Source organism: Ruegeria sp. B1 (assembly GCF_056535885.1).
In genome coordinates, this window is sequence record NZ_JBQFJA010000001.1 from 3,539,512 (window position 1) to 3,558,122 (window position 18,611).

Annotated in this window: 14 protein-coding genes, 1 tRNA gene and 2 pseudogenes; 7 read left to right on the forward strand and 10 right to left on the reverse strand. The window is 56.7% G+C overall.

Going from position 1 to position 18,611, the window contains the following annotated elements:
• Positions 1-24 precede the first annotated feature (24 nt).
• The 5 genes and pseudogenes from ACR3ES_RS17535 to ACR3ES_RS17555 all read left to right on the forward strand — a co-directional run bounded on the left by ACR3ES_RS17535 (position 25) and on the right by ACR3ES_RS17555 (position 5,958).
• On the forward strand, positions 25-1,815 hold the full coding sequence (locus ACR3ES_RS17535) for an aminopeptidase P family protein (protein WP_170433145.1): 1,791 nt from the start codon (positions 25-27) through the stop codon (positions 1,813-1,815).
• A gap of 63 nt (positions 1,816-1,878) precedes the next feature.
• Positions 1,879-2,220, forward strand: a complete 342-nt coding sequence (locus ACR3ES_RS17540; RefSeq protein ID WP_170433142.1) for a DUF427 domain-containing protein — start codon at positions 1,879-1,881, stop codon at positions 2,218-2,220.
• Between the two features lie 628 nt (positions 2,221-2,848).
• On the forward strand, positions 2,849-4,306 hold the full coding sequence (locus tag ACR3ES_RS17545; protein ID WP_170433139.1) for a PepSY-associated TM helix domain-containing protein: 1,458 nt from the start codon (positions 2,849-2,851) through the stop codon (positions 4,304-4,306).
• A 46-nt stretch (positions 4,307-4,352) separates the two neighbouring features.
• Positions 4,353-5,054: pseudogene (locus tag ACR3ES_RS17550) on the forward strand (IS6 family transposase).
• A 202-nt stretch (positions 5,055-5,256) separates the two neighbouring features.
• On the forward strand, positions 5,257-5,958 hold the full coding sequence (locus tag ACR3ES_RS17555) for a transglutaminase-like cysteine peptidase (RefSeq protein ID WP_480458722.1): 702 nt from the start codon (positions 5,257-5,259) through the stop codon (positions 5,956-5,958).
• Positions 5,959-6,147: 189 nt separating this feature from the next.
• On the opposite strand, the gene ACR3ES_RS17560 is transcribed toward ACR3ES_RS17555, so the two are convergent.
• From ACR3ES_RS17560 to ACR3ES_RS17570, 3 genes are all read right to left on the reverse strand, one after another.
• Entirely contained in the window at positions 6,148-7,200 is a 1,053-nt protein-coding gene (locus ACR3ES_RS17560; RefSeq protein WP_480424083.1) for a helix-turn-helix domain-containing protein, read from the reverse strand.
• A gap of 382 nt (positions 7,201-7,582) precedes the next feature.
• Positions 7,583-8,572, reverse strand: a complete 990-nt coding sequence (locus tag ACR3ES_RS17565) for a LysR substrate-binding domain-containing protein (protein ID WP_170433559.1) — start codon at positions 8,570-8,572, stop codon at positions 7,583-7,585.
• Entirely contained in the window at positions 8,560-8,766 is a 207-nt protein-coding gene (locus ACR3ES_RS17570; protein WP_170433561.1) for a helix-turn-helix domain-containing protein, read from the reverse strand. The genes ACR3ES_RS17565 and ACR3ES_RS17570 overlap by 13 nt, the downstream gene beginning before the upstream one ends.
• Before the next feature lie 315 nt (positions 8,767-9,081).
• On the opposite strand from ACR3ES_RS17570, the gene ACR3ES_RS17575 reads away from it, so the two are divergent.
• Positions 9,082-10,065, forward strand: coding sequence for an SDR family oxidoreductase (locus ACR3ES_RS17575; protein WP_170433563.1), 984 nt, complete (start codon positions 9,082-9,084; stop codon positions 10,063-10,065).
• Between the two features lie 62 nt (positions 10,066-10,127).
• Positions 10,128-10,979: an SDR family NAD(P)-dependent oxidoreductase gene (locus ACR3ES_RS17580; RefSeq protein ID WP_170433565.1), complete on the forward strand. Its 852-nt coding sequence runs from the start codon at positions 10,128-10,130 to the stop codon at positions 10,977-10,979.
• 284 nt (positions 10,980-11,263) lie between these two features.
• Here ACR3ES_RS17580 and ACR3ES_RS17585 read toward each other — a convergent pair whose 3' ends face one another.
• From ACR3ES_RS17585 to ACR3ES_RS17615, 7 genes and pseudogenes are all read right to left on the reverse strand, one after another.
• Entirely contained in the window at positions 11,264-11,842 is a 579-nt protein-coding gene (locus tag ACR3ES_RS17585) for a LysR substrate-binding domain-containing protein (RefSeq protein WP_480425509.1), read from the reverse strand.
• A gap of 501 nt (positions 11,843-12,343) precedes the next feature.
• The gene (locus tag ACR3ES_RS17590; RefSeq protein ID WP_480426314.1) at positions 12,344-13,351 is read right to left on the reverse strand and encodes a transposase; all 1,008 of its coding nucleotides are present in this window, start codon (positions 13,349-13,351) and stop codon (positions 12,344-12,346) included.
• Between the two features lie 102 nt (positions 13,352-13,453).
• A pseudogene (locus ACR3ES_RS17595) lies at positions 13,454-13,728 on the reverse strand (transposase); the annotation flags it as partial.
• A gap of 151 nt (positions 13,729-13,879) precedes the next feature.
• Entirely contained in the window at positions 13,880-15,265 is a 1,386-nt protein-coding gene (locus ACR3ES_RS17600; protein ID WP_170437437.1) for an IS1182 family transposase, read from the reverse strand.
• 382 nt (positions 15,266-15,647) lie between these two features.
• A tRNA-Arg gene (locus ACR3ES_RS17605) sits at positions 15,648-15,724 on the reverse strand.
• Between the two features lie 64 nt (positions 15,725-15,788).
• Positions 15,789-17,171, reverse strand: a complete 1,383-nt coding sequence (locus ACR3ES_RS17610; RefSeq protein ID WP_480424086.1) for a sensor histidine kinase — start codon at positions 17,169-17,171, stop codon at positions 15,789-15,791.
• A gap of 17 nt (positions 17,172-17,188) precedes the next feature.
• Positions 17,189-18,607 carry an FAD-dependent oxidoreductase gene (locus ACR3ES_RS17615; RefSeq protein WP_170433569.1) on the reverse strand — a complete coding sequence of 473 codons (1,419 nt, stop codon included), beginning with the start codon at positions 18,605-18,607 and terminating at the stop codon, positions 17,189-17,191.
• Between the last annotated feature and the right edge of the window lie 4 nt (positions 18,608-18,611).

An 18,611-nucleotide genomic window follows, 5' to 3' on the forward strand; every position in this document is an offset into this window, starting at 1 on the left:
AAATCGCAGATGCACGAGGCCCGTATGTTCCAGTCTTTCCACGCCACCGCTCGCCCGGAACAAGGACCGCCCCGGCTTGCGGCCTTGCGCGAGGAACTGTCGCGCGAAGGGTTGGACGGGTTTCTGATCCCGCGCGCGGATGCTCATCAGGGTGAGTATGTTGCGCCACGCGATGAGCGGTTGGCTTGGCTGACAGGGTTCACCGGCTCGGCCGGGTTTTGCGCAGCGTTGACCGACGTGGCGGGGGTCTTCATCGACGGTCGCTACCGGACTCAGGTCAAGGCGCAGGTGGCTGGGGATTTCACGCCGGTTCCGTGGCCAGATATCAGCTTGAGCGCATGGTTAAAGGAGCAGTTGCCGAACGGCGGCAAGGTCGGCTTTGACCCATGGCTTCATGCAGCAAGGCAGATATCCAGCGCCCGTGGCGAGCTTAAGGACAGTGGTATCGAGCTGGTGCGTTGCCCAAATCTGGTGGATCGTGTGTGGGAAAATCAACCAGACCCTCCAATGAACCCCGTCAAATCTCATCCTATTGAATTTGCAGGAGAAGCGACAGAAAGCAAGATTGCACGTCTGACCGAAGACCTGCGCAAGGCCGGTTGTTCCGCTGCTGTAATCACCTTGCCGGACTCCATCATGTGGCTGCTGAACATCCGCGGCTCGGACATCGCCTACAATCCGGTGGCACATGGTTTTGCCATTCTGAACGCCGATGGCCGGGTGGACCTGTTCATGGCCTCTGAAAAGCTGACGGAGATCGGCGATTACTTTGACGCCATGGTTTCCGTGCAGGATCCGGCAGGGTTTCTGGAGGCTGTCAGCACTTTGGAGGGGCGCGTGCAGGTCGATGCCGGGACCCTGCCGCAGATCGTAGCTGACGCCCTGGGCGACCGCATGGTCGACGGGGGCGACCCTTGTGCCCTGCCCAAGGCCTGTAAAAACGCGGCCGAGATATCCGGAACCGCCGAGGCCCATCTACGGGATGCAGCCGCCGTCGTGGAACTGCTGTGCTGGCTGGATGCCCAACCGCCGGGGACTTTGACGGAAACACAGGTGGTCACGCGGCTGGAGGAAAGCCGCCGCCGCGACAACGCGTTGCAGGACATTTCGTTTGATACCATTGCCGGTACCGGGCCAAACGGCGCCATCATGCACTATCGCGTGACCGAGGAGACCGACAGCCGGTTGGAGAACGGGCATCTGCTGGTCCTCGACAGCGGTGGTCAGTATCTGGACGGCACGACCGACATCACGCGCACCATCGCAATCGGCGATGTGGGCGACGAGGAAAAGACCTGTTTTACCCGTGTTTTGAAAGGCATGATCGCGATGTCGATGCTGCGCTGGCCGGTTGGTCTGGCGGGGCGAGACATCGAATGCGTTGCGCGGCTCCCGCTGTGGTTGGCTGGGCAGGATTTCAATCACGGCGTCGGGCATGGGGTTGGCACATATCTCAGCGTTCATGAGGGGCCGCAGCGCCTGTCCCGGGTCAGCCATGTGCCCCTGAAACCTGGTATGATCCTGTCGAATGAACCCGGATACTACCGCGAAGGCGCCTTTGGTATTCGCATCGAGAACCTGGTGGTGGTCGAAGACGCCCCGGTCCTGCCCGGCGGCGACGCCGAACGCGCAATGCTATGCTGGCGCACACTGACTTATGTGCCCGTCGACCGTCGGCTGATCGTTGTCGATATGCTGACAGCGGACGAGCGTGCGTGGCTGAACGCCTATCATCAGGATGTTGCGGAAAAAATCCGGCCAAGGCTGGGCGAAAAGGCGCAACTGTGGTTGGATGCCGCGACTGCGCCGGTGTGACACCGGGCTGTTACAAGAACTGGGCAGAGGAGAAGCCCTGACAAGACGAGGGAAGGAGCTGGAATGACAAAGATCACGATCCAAAAAGCGCCGGGCAAATGGAGCGTCCGCTCGGGCGGTGCGATTCTGGGCGAAACAAGCAATGCGCTGGAGCTGCACGAAGGCGATTTGGATCCGGTAATCTACTTTCCGCACTCGGACATCGCGATGGCTTTTCTGGACCGGACTGACAAGATCACCCATTGCCCGCACAAGGGTGACGCAGCTCATTTTTCCATCGTGAACAAGTCGTCAGTGACCGAAAACGCCGTCTGGAGCTACGAGGACCCGATCCCCGCGGTGGCCGAGATCAAAGACTATCTGGCGTTTTATCCGCTGGAGTCCGTGAAAGTCGAACAGATCTAGGCGAATACAGTCTTTGCCACTTCGCGCTGTTCTGCACAGAGCAATTGGTTGCTAATTGTCAATGACTGGATTGAGCCCATTGCGTCAAATGCTGCGATGAGTATGAACGTCCGCTTTCGTGGGGCATGCAAACTTTTGCGCGGTCGAAAACAGCTAGCTTCGATTTGACAAATTGGCTAGTCATTCGCTATGCGCGCTACAATTTGCAAACTCCGTGACTGGTCTGTCGTGATTGCCTTGGCAATTGCACTCACCTCCGTGGGTTTTGCTCACCGTGCGGCACCCACCGGCATGACCCAGGAACTTGAAGCTTATGTCGCTGCAGGGGGCGAACTGAGCGACATATGTGGCATTGCCGACGGGGAAAACACGCCTGTAGCTTCTGACTGTGAGGCGTGCCGACTGGCTGACAACACTGCACAGTTTGGAGTAAGCTGCGTCGTCCATACAGTACTCGAAGAAACACTCGTCTTGGCGGTCGTCGCCAAAACGTATTTCCGAGCGAAACGACCTTGATCCAGCCCGCCCCACACGGGCTCCGCCTCAAGTCTGATTTCATCTCATCCACATGAAATCAAATGCGCTCGCATCTTGTCTGATGCGCAGCTTAAAGGCTTGGAGGCCTCACATGACAATGACTGGCACATCTGCGCAGCCAGAGGACGGCGTAAACAAACTCTATTTCGCGGCATGGCGCTGGCATTTCTACGCCGGTCTTTATGTCATCCCATTCTTCATCATGCTTGCCGTTACCGGGCTGCTGATGCTCTGGCTTGCCTTCCTCGATGGACGCGATGGCGAAAGATACGCCGTCATTCAGCAGGATGCGCCGATTGCAGTGTCCCAACAGGCCCACGCAGCGGTCGACGCCGTGGCAGATGGCGAGTTAAAGACATACATCGCCTCACGCGTGCCTGATCGCGCGGCTGTTTTCCGCGTTGATGGCGAAGATGGACCGATCATGGTAGCGGTTGATCCCTATACGGGTGAAGTGCTCGCGAACTATGCGCGCAGACAAGGGCTTTACGACCTAGCTGACAACATCCATGGCAGTTTGCTCGTGGGTGTGACGGGCGACCGAATGATCGAAATCGCAGCTTCGCTCGGAATGGTTCTCGTCGCGACCGGTCTATACATCTGGTGGCCGCGTGGTGAGCATTCCTGGCGTCGCGCCCTGATACCTACCTTTGGGCACGGTCGGTCTCTGTGGAAGTCCTTGCATGGCGTTGTGGGTATCTCGTCTTCGATCTTCCTGATCTTCTTCCTCGTGTCGGGGCTGTCTTGGGCTGGCGTATGGGGCGAAAAGATGATGCAGGCATGGAACCAATTTCCCGCTGAAAAATGGGGCGCTCCGCTCTCTGACCAGACACACGCAAGCATGAACGGGGACATCAAAGAGGTGCCTTGGGCGCTAGAGCTGACACCAATGCCAGCCTCTGGATCAGTTGCCGGAGAGGCTGGTATTGACTCGTCAAACCCTCTGACACTGGACACGATTGACCGGTTTGCTCGTGAAATTGGCCTCACAGAGCGTTACCAACTTTCGCTGCCACAAGGTGAATCGGGGGTGTGGACGCTCAGCCACGACTCAATGAGCAATGATGGCTCCAATCCTACGGCAGATCGCACCATCCACATCGACCGCTATTCCGGCAAAATCCTAGCAGACGTCCGATACGAGGACTACTCGCTTTTTGCCAAGTTTATGGCCGTCGGTATCGCCCTGCACATGGGCACGATGGGTCTATGGAGCGTGCTCGCCAACACGGTGTTCTGTCTGGCGGTGATATTTCTCTCCGTAAGCTCGGTTTTGCTTTGGTGGAAACGCCGTCCCGTAGGGGTTTCGAGGCTAGCTGCTCCGCCGATGCCGAAAGACATGCCGTTGTGGCAGGGCGCTGTTCTGGTTGGCTTAGCGGTGTCGATGGCCTTCCCCTTGGCAGGCCTGACCCTTTTGACGGTCTTGACTTTGGATGCGCTGATCCTCTCGAGTTCCAAAGCTCAAGCAGATGCTAACGTAACGACATTCTGCTTGGGGCCACTTTCGCAAGAGGGTGGCCCACCCGTTCTTTGGGTATTGTCACATTAACTACCATTCGGTTGCTCATGTCGGCAATTGGACGTAGGTGACATCGATGAATTCATCATCAATCTGCTACAAGCGTCATCGATTTCCTCCTCAGATCATCGCGCACGTGGTGTGGCTGTACCTTCGCTTTAATCTGAGCCTGCGGGAAGTTGAAGAGATGCTTTTACAGCGCGGGATCGATGTGTCTTACGAAACTGTCCGGCGTTAGGTGATCAAATTCGGGCCGGCGATAGCTCGAAACCTGCGGCAGAGGCAGGACCGCCCAGGTGTTATCTGGCATCTGGATGAAGTTGTCGTGAGAATCTCAGGGCGTAAGTATTGGTTTTGGCGCGCAGTCGATCAGCATGGCGTGGTATTGGACGAAATCCTTCAATCGAAACGGGACAAACGGGCGGCAAAACGGCTATTGCGCCGCCTGATAAAGCGTCTTGGTTTCATTCCCAAACGGATCATCACGGACAAACTTCGTTCATATGGTGCCGCCAAGCGTGAGATCGCGCCGGGGTTGGATCATTGGTCGCACAAAGGCCTCAACAATCGAGCTAAAAACAGTCATCTCCCGTTCCGAAAGCGGGAAAGGACGATGCAAGGCCATCGCTCTCCAGGAGGGTTGCAAAGGTTCGTGGCGACTCATTCAGCAATCCGCAATTGTTTCAGCGTCCCCGCTCGCCGCCGCTCCGCCTTAACAATCCGATATCACCGCCTCGAAGCAATTGACGCCTGGAATGCAGCCACTCAAGCAGCCTGAAGTCCGAAAACCAGGATCTCTATTTGGATCGCGCGTTAATGTGACAACACACCCCTACCCTCCTCAAAATAGGCGCCGTATCGGATCCTTTGTTTTCATTTTCGTCAATCCTGAAAATCGGGGCCAGGACGTTGACCGTAAGAGAAAAGGGTGGTCTCTTTTCTTGTTGACCAACGGAACCTGGCCTCATTAAATAGTCATTATGACTATTTATTGGAATCATAAGCGCAACGTACATGCGTTGTGCGGTATGATGTTCGGCATAAGCAAACAGCCGTTACACATTGACAACACACTACCGTTTGAAGAAGTAAGCCGATATTCCACGTTGGTTCGGGACTACTTTGTTCGCACTTTCGCATGCATTCTGGCACTTAGTGTTACGCTTCTGGAAGCCGAGGCCAGCGAGACACTATTTCTGACGGGTGTCGCATCTTTGCCCCCGCCTACGGCCGCACGAAATCTTTGTAAACAATACACTTGGGCGTGCTCTGAGGAACGAAGCGGCGTGCTTTCCAGAGAACAAGAAATGAAGATTCTTAAGCGCCTGAATCGAATAATAAACTCTTCAGTTCCCAGAATCTCTGATCAATCGCAGTATAAGGTAGAGGACCGTTGGGTCTTACCAACACTTCAGGGCGGAGACTGCGAGGATTTCGCGCTGTTAAAAAAAAGGGAAGCATTGAAGGCCGGGGTGGAGCCCAAGAGTCTGTTTCTTGCCACAGCTCTTGACAAGAATCGAAATGGGCACGCTGTTTTGATTTACCGATCAGAAGAGGGGGACCTTGTTCTTGATAACACCACCAGTATTATCAAGCCGTGGAGAGAAACTCGCTACCTATTTCTCCGCATGCAAGATCCAAAGCAACTTCATCGCTGGGTTGGCGTGTACGGCGGCGGCTGAACACTAGGACGTGTCTTATGAAGAGCCCACATCAGAGTGGCGCGAACTCATTGATCGCGGCCTTAGCTGCATTAAGAAGACACATTTCACACGTTCTTTTGGACGAGGCTGCACCAAACAGCGAAATAGCGCATCCGGATTTCTGCTCCCGCAGATTAATCCACGTCGGAAATCGGTGAATCTACAACGTTAACGAGATCCAAATTGCGAGAGCCATTGCTCAAGTCGGCCTGGATCGCCTTGGATCCCGAGAGCCCTCTGACCCTTGTCGCCACCGATTGAGGTCTGTCCAGCATAGGGCGGGTTGAACCGGATCCCAATGGCAGCGCCAGGTGCAAACCCAAAACGATTGCGGAATGCACGACTGAACTGACTTACGCAGGGAAATGCCCAACGTTCAGCGGTCCGTGTCACTTCTCCGCGCTTCGGAGCTGCCTCGGCGAGATCGCTGAGCGCACGCTCCAGTCGTCTGTTCATGATGTAGCGGGCGATACCGCCATACGGGGAAAAATCCCTAAAGATAGTCGCTCGAGACGCACCGAACGCTTGCTGTAGAACAGGTGCACCGAGATCAGGGTCACGCAACCGTCGCTCCAAAAAATCCCGCATAGATCGAGCTCTGGCCTGTTGCACCATGTCTTCGCTTTGTGACATCGCACCACCTTCCAACAGGCCGCGTACCAATCCGGCAAAACCCGAAGCGATAGTGCTGGCGTCTTCCATGGTAGCTTGGGGAAGCTGAGAGTACGTCGTCTCCATAGCAGAGCTTAAGATGCGTCCCGCAGCACTATCCAAACAGAAGTTAGTCTGAGCGTCCATTTGACCTGGCTGGAAATCGATGGCCGAGTGGGGCATGTACACGCCAAGCTCCATCACGTCTCTTACGGCCATGTCGATGGGCCGTGAGTAATCAACAACCGAAAGTATTCTTTGACCCGAGTTTTCAAACTCCCCGGAGTTACTGCTCAAGAACTGTTTACCCGTTGTATATTTTACTCGCACAAACCCCGACACATCGCCGTCCAATTGGCGTCGATGTCGGCTCAGCAAAAGGTTGCGGGACCGTGTTTTGGAGAAAACGACGTTGTCGGCACGAAAAGCGGTGGTCTGCAAAAAGCTCTGGCCAAGATCGCCGTTGAGAGCAGCGATGTCGTACATATCACGTCGCAACGCGCGCCACCGCTCAATCGCGGCCTCGGAAGAGGATTTAGTCGGCTTAATCCTGTAGTATGGCAAACTCATTTGCTGACTCCGGGAATCCACTCGAGCACCGGACAGTGAACTCACGTTCACAAACCTGAGTAAGTGTTTTGACGGTTTGCAACTGAGCCAACGATCTCAAACACCAGCGCCAATGAAGGTTAAGAAGTCGCTCTGCTCCATGGTGTCTGGGGCATGAGTAATTGCCTCCAACCCACCGTTAAAGTTAATCTGCAAGAGTTGCGTGAGATTTACGGTGGGATTAAGAACTTTAAACTGATCAACCCAAGGGAGCATTTTGTCTCGTACAAAACGTCAGTATCGGGCCAGACTATGCCTAGAGATTTTGGGAAATTGCCAGTATTGCACGTGTCTTGTTTCTAGCAGTGGTCCTTTAAGCAATCCTGAATTCGCTTGTGGCTACCTAACCGTCGATGATTTCGGCCGGTGCAAGACAGGAGCCGTTTACGGTCTGAAACCGCTGCCACGAGTACACACCGGCCCAAATGACAGGGGATACAACTCCTTTAACGGCGCGAATTTCCAGCTCAGTGACCTCGGAAAATACCTCGCGCATCTTGTCCGTAGACTCAACTAAGAGCGCTTCACACGCCAGTCTGAGATCCAATTGGTCATAGGGCACCTGTGTCTCTCCCCGAATGCCGTAGAAGACGACCAACTTCTCTTTGCTTGGCCTTTCATAACGCACGGGAGACCAGCCGGTTAGGGGACTTGGGTAACTCCAGTCAAAAACCACTTGGTTGTCCCGTACAACGCAGGCCCCGTCTTGAACTGGGACCGGGAAAACATCTGTCGGCGTGTTGTCTTCGGCGTTATAGAATCCAAAGCCCAGGCGATATAACTCTTGGCGTGTGACACCATCAGGTGGATCAGGCAGTTTTGTTAAAACCGACCCACACAACGAGCGGAGGAGCGTCCCGGTAATTTCGAAGGTACCGTCAGAAGCGCCCCTTACTCTCACGGGACTAACCACCATGTCGAGCGCGTACTCGCCCCACATCGTCGACCATGTTGGATCGACGCTGTGCCAGGTTATATCCCCGCTGGCGTATTTCGGACCAGCGTGGCTGGAAGACCGATCACCGGTGAAGAAATACACGGCCGGTCCCATTCCAAGACCGACGATCCGCCGCGCCTTCAACGTGCAGTCCGCGAGTTTGCCGATGCGAATTGCGACGTCTATTCCTTCGGCCAACAGATCCGCAAACCTTGATCCCAACCGAAGATCGACACTCAACTCCGGGTGGGCTTCTGACATCTTCGTAAGTACAGGGGCGACATAGCGTGCGCCAAAGTCAGTGGGTGCCGCCACGCGCAAACGGCCTTTGGGTAGAACCTGACCGCCTGTGACTTCCGCAAGCAGTGCCGCGCGGGCGTCGTTCAGGCGTCGCACCCCTTCGGCATAGCGTTTTCCGGCTCCGGTTGGCGCAGAGGCCCGGGTGGTACGGTTGAGCAGTTTACGCCCAACTGCGCTTCAAGCGCTGCGATACGCCTGCTGACGCGGCTGGGATCAAGGCCAGCAACCTGCGCTGCGGATCGAAAGCTACCGCCTTCAACAACAGCGAGGAATAAGTCGTCATCATTCATTGATGCGTTTTGCGCAATTCTGATTGGCTTTTTCACCCCATACCAGATGCCAAATGCACGGTCCGTATGTTTCTCATGGAAAGGCACAGAGCCTTTTGACCGCAAGGACACGAAAGGAACGGCAATGTTCAGACTGTTTGTATCTCACCGTGGCGTGCCTGTTCTGCCCGCCAATCGTGATGACGTGCTGGAGGGCCCCGCAGCCAGCGAACGGCTCAGTCATCTGGTTTTGCTCTCGTTCTGACTGCGTGTCGCACCTGTCCAGTTTCCCCCCAAGAAGGCGCCCGGACCGGGCCACAACAAGGAGTGACCAAAATGACGTCCAACTCAGAAAACACCACTCACGCGCAGAGAATGTCGCGCCGCCAAATGCTGCGCACAGGCACAATTGGCGCAGCCGCTGTGGCCGCATCCGCCGTGGTGACTGCCCGCCACGCGGCGGCACAATCCAGTTCTACGACCCGGGAGTTGGAAGGTAAAACCGCGTTTGTGACCGGTGGCGCACGCGGCATTGGGCTGGCCTCGGCCGAAGAGTTTGCAAAGGCCGGTGCCAATATCGTCTTGTTCGATATAGCGACACCAAACATGCCACACGTCAGCTATGCTTTGCCCAGCCAAGCCGATCTCGCCGCCGCGCAGGCACGTATCGAGGCGCTCGGAGCGCAGTGCATTGCTTACCGGGGTGACGTGCGCAACCTGGAAGATCAGCGATCCGCCATGAGCCAAGCCGTGGACCGCTTCGTCAGCATCGACATCGTGCTCGCCTATGCAGGCGTGGGTCATGCAGGCGCAATCGAGACCATCACAGCAGGTGAAATCTCAACGCTCTATGAGGTCAACGTCGGCGGCTACATGAAAACGACACAGGCCGCTTTGCCGCATCTCCGCGCCGCCGGTGGGGGCCGGATCATCTATATCTCTTCGGGTCTCTCACGCACAGGCAATGGCATTTTCGGCTCTTACGGGGCGACCAAATGGGCCGTGAACGGGTTTGCCAAAAGTGCGGCACTGGCCTATCGGCGCGAGAACATCATGTGCAATGTCGTGGCACCCGGACTGGTGCGCGCACCTTTTGCCGACAACGAGGCGGTGCTGCGCGCAATTCTGCCAAACGCAGAGAACCCGACCTTCGACGACGTGTCAGCGGCGATCGCATCCGGCAGCACTCTTGGCATCGGCCACCACGAGGTCGAGGACATCGCAAAAGCTGTCATGTGGTTTGCAAGCGATGCTACCAAGCGCATGACGGGTGAGGTCATGGACGTCAGCTATGGGGACGCCGCACGCAGCGTCGGCTGAGCCCAAAACACTGTGCCTCGCCGGTACGGGCGGGGCACACAAGAGCAAGAGGAACATCAATCATGTGGAACGAAGCAATCAAAGCGGGAGGCGTCGCGGTCATCACGGGCGGTGCAAGTGGAGTAGGCCTTGCCATGGCAAAGGAGTGCGCCATGCGCGGCTTGTCCGTGGTTCTGGCGGACACCTCGGAAAGAGAGATGGCAAAGGCAGCGCGCGCGCTGTCTGATCTGGACACCGATGTCAGAACTGTCAAAACCGACGTCAGAGATATGGATGCGGTGCAAAAACTGGCGGACGTCGCATTTGCCATGGAGCCGATGGCCGTGCTGATGAACAACGCTGGTATCGCGCAGCCGACCAAAAGCTGGGACAACCCGGACAACTGGCGCCGCATGCTTGAGGTCAATTTGTTCGGCGTGCTAAATGGCGTGCAGGCGTTCCTCCCCCGCATGATCGAGGCGGATCGGCCTGCAGTCGTCATCAACACTGGTTCGAAACAAGGGATCACGACCCCGCCGGGCAATCCCGGGTACAACGTTTCGAAGGCGGGTCTGAAGGTGATGACCGAAATGTTGGCGCACGAGTTGTTTGCGGCAAAGGCGCGGATATCAGCGCATCTGTTCGTACCGGGCTTCACCTACACCGGCATGATATCTTCATGGCTGCCAGAAAAGCCCGATGCGGCCTGGACGTCGGAAGAAACCGTGTCTTATTTGGTAAAGCGGCTCGATCGCGGCGATTTCTTCATTCTGTGCCCGGACAACGAGGTCACGCCAGAGACAGATCGCAAACGCGTTACTTGGGCTGCTCAGGACATCATCGAGAACCGCCCTGCCTTGTCCAGGTGGCATCCAGACTTTGCCGCAAAGTTCGCAGCGTTTGAGAAGCGGGTTCGCAATGTCGAAAAGGTCTGAGCTTTCTAACTCGGCAGTAATTGGCACGTGATCTGGCTCAGCCGGATCTTTTGAAATCGTTCACTGAAAAGGGGCAAGACGAGAACGCTGCAGCTTGAGCAAGTTGGTCAATCGGCGGCTATGCCCGCGAAGCGCTTGCTGAAAGGGAAGGCTGCTTGCATCGGATTGAGTGGGTGGCTCCTGCTCCACCGGCGTCTCGATGCGCCATACTGCAGTTGTTACCGACTGCTAGGAAAGGAGCCGCCCACTCCATCAGCTCAGGGCCGTCAACATTCGGAGGCTGTTCAGCGAAGCCTTTTGATTGCGAAATCAATGAATACACGTAGTTTGAGCATGATCTGCGCGCGCCCTGGGTAGTAGATGTGGAAACCAGGGATATCAGGCAAATGGTCTTTCAAGACTGAAACCAGATCGCCGCGATCGAGGTGAGGTTGCACAATTGGACCGACCTCGTAGGCCAATCCCAACCCAGCAAGGGCCGCATGCATCTTGGCGTTCGGATCGTTAACCGTGATGCTTCCCTTGACTGGAACATGCCGGTCCTCGCCTTCTTCGATAAAACGCCAGTGGTAGATCGTTTTTTGCGTTGGGCGGCGGAAGTTGATGCAGCGATGATGAACGAGATCGTCGGGCGTTTTTGGCGTACCCAAATCCGCCAGATAGTCAGGTGACGCAAAGACGACCATGCGCGATTTTGGTGTCAATGCACGTGCGATCATATCCGGGGCCACCATTTGACCCAGCCTGATCCCGGCGTCGAACCCATCCCGCGCGATGTCGGCCAGCCCGTCATCAAGAAAAACTTCAACCTCCACTTCAGGATAGGCTTTGAGGAAAGCGGGCAGGGTTGGTTCAAATATCACCGGGTAGGCAATGCGTGGCGCATTGATGCGCAACAATCCAGATGGCCGCTCGGGCGAAGCAGCATCGTGTTGAAAGGTGGTTTACAGTTGGTAACGATCCGTTTGTGGCTGCTTTGCGGGATATCAAAAATCTCCGCCTTGGCCTGAAAACTCTCAAAGAGCGTATGGCGGAGGGTCGAAGCACCATACTTCTTAGTCTTGGGAGAGCGCGCGGGGACACGGATCGTACCGCGCCATAGGGGAAACAAACTCATTCAATTGCCTTAAGCTATGCACGCTTAAGCATAACCGCTCAAAAGGTCCTTCGCCACTCAATTGCAATCCCGAAACGTCTTCATCAAGCCAAGTTCGGAACCTTCCAATTCCAACTTCCGCTTCCATTGATTGAACGGACTAGTGCTGTTCTGCGGCGAAAGACCGCCTTCCGCCGATTCTGTGGAAAAACAACGTGTTGCGGACGCAGAAAGTGGTGTGCTGAACCGAGCGCGAGTGCCTTTCTGATCAGGCTTTACGTGTTTGCTGCGGTGCGGGAAAGATCTTGGCCAGTTTGCGGAGGTTCTGGGCGGTGGCGGCGAGGAGGAATTCGTCGTTTGCGCCGCATGGGCCACGTAATCGGAGCCGACCCAGGCCGAGAATGCGTTTGAGGTGGGCGAAGAGCATTTCCACCTTCTTTCTGAGCTTCATTGAGATGTCGTACTGGCGGGTCTTGGCAATGTCTCGAGCCACCTGGCGGGCGTCTTCTGTTTCTTCGCGGCTGATCTTGCGGGCATCCGCGTTGGGGCAGCACTTGGTTTTCGATGGGCAGACCTGACAGACCTCTTTCAGAGCGCGATAGCGAGCGGTGCCCTTGCCCGTCGGACCGCGGTTGGGGTCTGAGTAGTTGCGGCGGAACTGCTTGAGGGCGTGACCTTCGGGACAGATGTATTGGTCATTCTCAGCATCCCATTCGAAGTCGGCGCGGGTCCAGGTGCCGTCATTGCGACCGGACTTGTCGAACACCGGGATATGCGGCGCAATCTTGCGATCAACCAGCCAGCCCAGAAGTGGGCCGGTGCCATAGGCGGTGTCCGCGATTAGTCTCTCCGGATGCAGATCGAACCGTTCCTTTACTCGGTTCAACATGGTCTTGGTCGATCCGACCTCAGCCTGACGGATTGATCTGGTGGCTTCGACGTCGATGATAACTCCGTGATCTGTATCGATCAGGTAGTTGTCGGAATAGCTAAAGAATGCAGGGCCTTTGCGGGCTGCGGTCCATTGGCTCGCCGGATCGGAATGCGATGTGAACTTGGGCTGAACCTCGCTGGCAGCGCCGAACGCAGCCTCGTCCAGCGTGTCGAGATACTCGCGGACGGCGCGGGGCGCGTCGGTCGGATCAACGGTTGAGGCGTCCCACTCTTCCTTCGGCGTTGAGTTCTGCTTGTTGGCATCGGCTTCGATCAAGCTTGCATCGATGGCCATACGCTGACCGCTGACGAGGCCTTCCTCAATGCTGTGTGCCACGGTCATCTCGAACAGGTAGCGCAGCAGTTCGCTTTCGCGGAACCGCCCATGCCGGTTCTTCGAGAATGTGGAATGATCCGGCACACGGTCGTTCAGATCGAGCCGACAGAACCACCGATAGGCTAGGTTCAGATGAACCTCTTCACAAAGCCGCCGCTCGGACCGGATCCCGAAGCAGTAGCCCACGAGTAGCATTCGGATAAGCAACTCGGGGTCAACCGAGGGCGTCCAGTATGGCTGTAGAACTCCGCCAGATGCGACCGGATGCTGCCAAGATCGACGAACCGATCAATCGAGCGCAGCAGGTGATCTTGCGGGACATGATCTTCCAGCGAGAACTCGTAGAACAACGCCGCCTGCGCTTCCTGCCTCGGTCCCATCATCGCCAATTCCTCCCTACAGGACGAATTGAATCAGCGACTTACCACTCAATCAACCAAGAGTTTTTCAACGAAATACGCCGATTCTGTGGAAAAACAACGTGTTGCGGACGCAGAAAGTGGTGTGCTGAACCGAGCGCGAGTGCCTTTCTGATCAGGCTTTACGTGTTTGCTGCGGTGCGGGAAAGATCTTGGCCAGTTTGCGGAGGTTCTGGGCGGTGGCGGCGAGGAGGAATTCGTCGTTTGCGCCGCATGGGCCACGTAATCGGAGCCGACCCAGGCCGAGAATGCGTTTGAGGTGGGCGAAGAGCATTTCCACCTTCTTTCTGAGCTTCATTGAGATGTCGTACTGGCGGGTCTTGGCAATGTCTCGAGCCACCTGGCGGGCGTCTTCTGTTTCTTCGCGGCTGATCTTGCGGGCATCCGCGTTGGGGCAGCACTTGGTTTTCGATGGGCAGACCTGACAGACCTCTTTCAGAGCGCGATAGCGAGCGGTGCCCTTGCCCGTCGGACCGCGGTTGGGGTCTGAGTAGTTGCGGCGGAACTGCTTGAGGGCGTGACCTTCGGGACAGATGTATTGGTCATTCTCAGCATCCCATTCGAAGTCGGCGCGGGTCCAGGTGCCGTCATTGCGACCGGACTTGTCGAACACCGGGATATGCGGCGCAATCTTGCGATCAACCAGCCAGCCCAGAAGTGGGCCGGTGCCATAGGCGGTGTCCGCGATTAGTCTCTCCGGATGCAGATCGAACCGTTCCTTTACTCGGTTCAACATGGTCTTGGTCGATCCGACCTCAGCCTGACGGATTGATCTGGTGGCTTCGACGTCGATGATAACTCCGTGATCTGTATCGATCAGGTAGTTGTCGGAATAGCTAAAGAATGCAGGGCCTTTGCGGGCTGCGGTCCATTGGCTCGCCGGATCGGAATGCGATGTGAACTTGGGCTGAACCTCGCTGGCAGCGCCGAACGCAGCCTCGTCCAGCGTGTCGAGATACTCGCGGACGGCGCGGGGCGCGTCGGTCGGATCAACGGTTGAGGCGTCCCACTCTTCCTTCGGCGTTGAGTTCTGCTTGTTGGCATCGGCTTCGATCAAGCTTGCATCGATGGCCATACGCTGACCGCTGACGAGGCCTTCCTCAATGCTGTGTGCCACGGTCATCTCGAACAGGTAGCGCAGCAGTTCGCTTTCGCGGAACCGCCCATGCCGGTTCTTCGAGAATGTGGAATGATCCGGCACACGGTCGTTCAGATCGAGCCGACAGAACCACCGATAGGCTAGGTTCAGATGAACCTCTTCACAAAGCCGCCGCTCGGACCGGATCCCGAAGCAGTAGCCCACGAGTAGCATTCGGATAAGCAACTCGGGGTCAACCGAGGGGCGTCCAGTATGGCTGTAGAACTCCGCCAGATGCGACCGGATGCTGCCAAGATCGACGAACCGATCAATCGAGCGCAGCAGGTGATCTTGCGGGACATGATCTTCCAGCGAGAACTCGTAGAACAACGCCGCCTGCGCTTCCTGCCTCGGTCCCATCATCGCCAATTCCTCCCTACAGGACGAATTGAATCAGCGACTTACCACTCAATCAACCAAGAGTTTTTCAACGAAATACGCCCGACCTGCAAAACAGCAGAGCTAGGGGACGCAACCCTCGCGCCCGAACAAAATTCGATAGGGCCGTATCCTCGGCGAGCACCTGTGGGCCGCACCACCCTGTCGAATTGTATTGCACTTGCTACCCCCAACCCTCACCGGGAGCAGGTTTAAGAGACGAGCGCCCTGAAGGGCTTCGCTTAAGAACAGTTATTAATGGGAAAAGTGCTCAGCGTCACCACTTGGCATAAGGCAAAGCTATGCGGCGCAAAGGAAAAGTTCTGTCGCAAAAGGCAAAACTATTTGTCGCCACATAGGAAACCAGTGGCGGACCGAGGAGGATTCGAACCCCCGACCCCTTGATTCGTAGTCAAGTACTCTATCCAGCTGAGCTATCGGTCCGCGTTGGTGAGGGGCTACTTAGACCCGCCACAGGGGATGCGCAAGACGATTCTTCAAAAATCACTCAAAAAGTCCCGTCTCCCCGCGGGAGCTTGATTTCAAAGACGGTGCCGTGTGGGCCTGTGTCTTTCAGGACCAGATCTCCGCCGTGCCCGCGCACCAGTTCCTGGGAAATCGCAAGGCCCAAACCGGATCCCCCTTTGCGCACGCCGCCCTGGAACGGAGTGAACAGGTTTTCTTGCGCCTTTGGCGGCAGGCCAGGCCCGGTATCGCGGATTTCGATGCACCAGTTGGCCTTGTCTTCGTGGCCGGTGATTGCGATGCTGCCGGATGTGCCCGACGTAACGAGCGCCTGCCTTGCGTTGCGAACGAGGTTCAATATGACGCGGAACATCTGCTCTGGATCGGCCCGTGCGATCAGGTCGTCAGGCACGTCGTTCACGATCTCAACGCAGGCATCCGCAACCGCGAGCTGTTCGCTGGCGGCCACGTCTGCAGCAACATCGCGCAAGCGGACCATGGTCAGCGTTGGCGCAGGCTCCTCCGCCCGACCAAAGGCCAGTGTGCTTTCGCATAAGGACACAGCGCGTGTAATCGAGTTGACCAGTTTGGGTGCCATCCGGCGCACCACCGGGTCATCGCTCGCCTCGATCCGGTCTGTAAAGAGCTGTGCAGAGGTCAGGATGTTGCGGAGGTCGTGGCTGACTTTCGCCACGGCGCCCCCCAGCTGCGCCAGGCGTTCCCGCTGTTTCAGCGCTTGGGTTAGGTCAGTCTGCAGCATCTTTAGGGCTTCTTCCGCCTCGCGCAGTTCTGTCACTTTCGAACTTGGTGAGATGATGCCGCGCGCGTCTTCTGGTGCGCTGGCATAGCGCTGCATGTATCCGACAACGCTTTTGATCGGGCGGACCAGAACCACGCGCACCGCCAGAAACAGGAGAGACGCAGTGATGATGGAAATCACGAAGGATAGGCCCAGGATGCGCAGACCATAATCGGTCATGGCCATGCGCAGCGGTGCGCTGTCGATGGTGACTTCGATCAGCAACCCAGCACCCTTGACCGGTTCGCCAATTACGCGGATGACCTCGTTTTCGACGGTAAAGAACCGGATCATCGCATCTCGGATCAGCACCCATGGGCCTGCATCCCGCAGGTCATAGGTCTTGGTAACCAGATCCGGTATCGCAGAGGACAGCATCAGCTGGCGCACCTCGTCACGCCGCAGAACGACGTTATAGACGCCGGCATTGGCCAGCAGCTCGGCCTCGAGCTCTTCGGCCAACATGTCATCGGCCAGCAATGCAAGCGACGCGATCTGGGCGCGCTCAAGCCGGTTCAGCAGAAAATCCTCGCGGAACCGTGCGATGGAGGGAACAAAGATCAGCACCTCGGCCAACATCACGAAGACCGTTGTCAGGATCAGGAAACGGCCCGACAGCGAGTTCAATTGCGCTCCTTTCCCGATCAGGGGATCCAGCGTTGGACGAACCTGACCACTCGTTTAACCGTTTGATTCTCAAACAGCCTTGGCGAGAAATATGCGCCCGCCACGCGTTTGTTAAGCTCTCCGATCGTCGGATAGGGCGAAACCATTGCAGCGATCTGGCCCATCTTCAGGTTATTTGCCAATGCCAACGACCACAAGTTGATCAATTCGCCAGCCTGATGTCCGACGATTGTGGCCCCCACTGGGCGGCCTTTTACGGCCATCACCTTGATGAATCCTTTGGTCTTGCGTTCCGTGACGGCTCGATCGTTGTGGTGATAGTCGAACCGCGCAACTTGTACTTTGTCACCATGCTGGCCACGTGCCTGGTCTTCGGTCATGCCCACCTGCGCCAGTTCGGGGTCCGTGTAAGTCGCCCACGGGATATGATTGGTTTTCGCTTTGGACGGAAGACCGAACAGAGCAGAACGAATGATGATGCCGGCGTGATATCCGGCGACATGGGTGAACTGTAAGCCACCCGCGACGTCACCAATCGCATAGACCTTGCGGTTTGTCGTGCGCAGCGACTCGTCGGTCTTTACACCGTTGCGAATGCGGTCGATTCCTGCGGCTTCGAGGTTCAATCGTTCGATATTGGCCTTTCGCCCCGCGGCCACCAAAAGATGGGATCCCGCATAAATCTCGCCGTTTTCCGTGACCACTTCGATTGCGCCATTTGTCTCTCGCACTTGGGCGACCATCGCGTGTTCGTGGATTGCCACGCCTTCAGCACGGAGGCTGTCCAGCACCACGGCAGCGGCTTCCGCGTCGTCTTTGCCCAGTGCCTGCAACGCTTCGATCACGGTCACCTTGCTGCCCAGACGCACATGCGCCTGGGCCATTTCCATGCCAATGGGTCCCCCGCCGATGATCAACAGGTGATCCGGTTTTTCCCGCAGGTCAAAAATGGTTTCATTGGTGAAATAGGGCACTTGATCCAGCCCCGGGATAGGCGGAACAAGCGGAGATGACCCGGTCGCAATGACCACACGCCGCGCGGTGATCACGTACTGGCCTGCCTGAACTTGCGTTGGAGACAGGAAGGTTCCGTACTCGCGGATCACTTTCACACCGAAACCTTCGAACCGGTCCTGACTGTCCATCGGCTCGATCTGCGCGATCACATCGTGGACATGATCCTTGGCCGCCGCGTAGCTGATCTGAGGGCCAACATCAGCAATGCCGAAAGCCGAGGAATGCGCTTGCGCGTACGCCATCTTGCCGCTTGCGATCAGCGCCTTTGACGGAACGCAGCCGAAATTCAGGCAATCGCCGCCCATCTTGTGACCTTCAAGCAGCACAACATCCGCGCCCATTTGGCTGGCACCCGCTGCCACGGACAACCCGCCCGACCCGGCTCCGATCACCAGGATATCGGTTTTTAGTTCTTGCATGAGG